This is a genomic window from Runella defluvii, assembly GCF_014195535.1.
In the GTDB taxonomy this organism is placed as follows: Bacteria; Bacteroidota; Bacteroidia; order Cytophagales; family Spirosomataceae; genus Runella; species Runella defluvii.
In genome coordinates this window covers 1-1,491 of sequence record NZ_JACIBY010000042.1, presented here as the reverse complement: position 1 = coordinate 1,491, position 1,491 = coordinate 1, and the positions used below count along the sequence as shown (strand labels likewise).

1 protein-coding gene is annotated in these 1,491 nt (G+C 35.7%); it reads left to right on the top strand.

Annotated features, from left to right (window positions below):
- Positions 1-62 precede the first annotated feature (62 nt).
- Positions 63-1,460, top strand: coding sequence for an IS4 family transposase (locus FHS57_RS31575; protein WP_183980798.1), 1,398 nt, complete (start codon positions 63-65; stop codon positions 1,458-1,460).
- Positions 1,461-1,491 lie beyond the last annotated feature (31 nt).

Below are 1,491 nucleotides of genomic sequence, written 5' to 3'. Positions count from 1 at the left end.
AAACCTACCCGATATACACATCTTTTTAAAGTTCTTTGACATATTGTATCTTAGTGATAAAAATGGTTGTTGAAAAACGGTTAGACTTTCAATATAGTCGTTTAGTTTCTGAAATGGAGACCAAACGGAGTGTTGTATTAAAACATTTATCATCGAATCGGAATGAAGAAATCAGTTTTGGACGTTTTCTTCGTAATCCACGGGTAAGTATGCACACGATTTTATCAGAGATAACCTCAAAGACCAGTCAAATGGTCAAATCCAAATCACTTTTACTGATTGAAGACAGTACAGAACTAAGTTTTGGATTGGATTCTCAGATAAAAAACATTGGTAAAGTAGGTACTGGCAAAGAAGACGGCTTGTATAGCCACCCTGTAGTGGTCTTAGATTCTCAAGAACAACATTGCTATGGGCTTGCTCATTGTCATATCTATAATCAGAATCATAAAAATAAGGATGCTGGTTACTCACTCAAAGAGCGAATACGACTCAATAATCATACTCCTTTTGATCAAAAAGATAGTTATCGTTGGTTGAGTAGCATCATTGAGGCAAAAAAAGTTTGCCAATCAAGTGCTTCTATGACCGTTGTTGCTGACCGAGAAGCTGATATTTATGAGGCCTTAGAGTACTTTATTGAAAAACTATCCATTGATTTTTTGATTCGTATGCGAGTTGACCGTCCTGTGGTCGGCGAAGGTGAAAATCAAAAAATAGTCGATACTCTGGCCAAGGTCGCTTACCAAAAATCCTATAAAATCATGCTGCCTGCTACTGACAAACGTAGTAAACATGAAGCTCAATTAATGGTAAAATGGAAAGAGATGTCGATTAAAAAACCTAAAAATAATAACGATAAAACTATAGCTTCCTCCATCAAAATCAATGTGATTCAAGTCAGCGAAAATCCTGATACAGTTGTCAATAATGAAGATTCTATTCATTGGATTTTACTTACTTCTCATCCTGTTGAGTCCTTTGAAGATGCTTATCAAATCATTCAATGGTACACTTGGAGGTGGTTTATTGAACAATTATTTAGATTACTCAAATCGCAAGGACTTAACATGGAACATTCCACATTAACCACTTATGAGAGCCTGAGTAAACTCTCACTTTTAGCATTGGATGTTGCCATAAAAATCTTACAGTTAGTTATTGCAAAAGATGTTGCTAATCCCACTGACATTACCAATGTTTTCTCTGAGGATGAAGTAGAATTTATCAAAATTTTAGCACCAACCTTAGAGGGTAAAACTGATAAACTCAAGAATCCTTATAAAAACGATGATCTCCGATTTGCCGTCTGGGTAATAGCAAGGCTTGCAGGATGGAGCGGCTATCAAAAACAATCTCCCCCTGGCCCCATTACTTTACATCGGGGAATGGTAATATTTAAACAACTCTTTCGAGGGTTTATTATCACTAAGTCAATATGTCAAAAAACGAGTTTATAAATTATGTATATCGGGTAGGTTTCTAAAACCT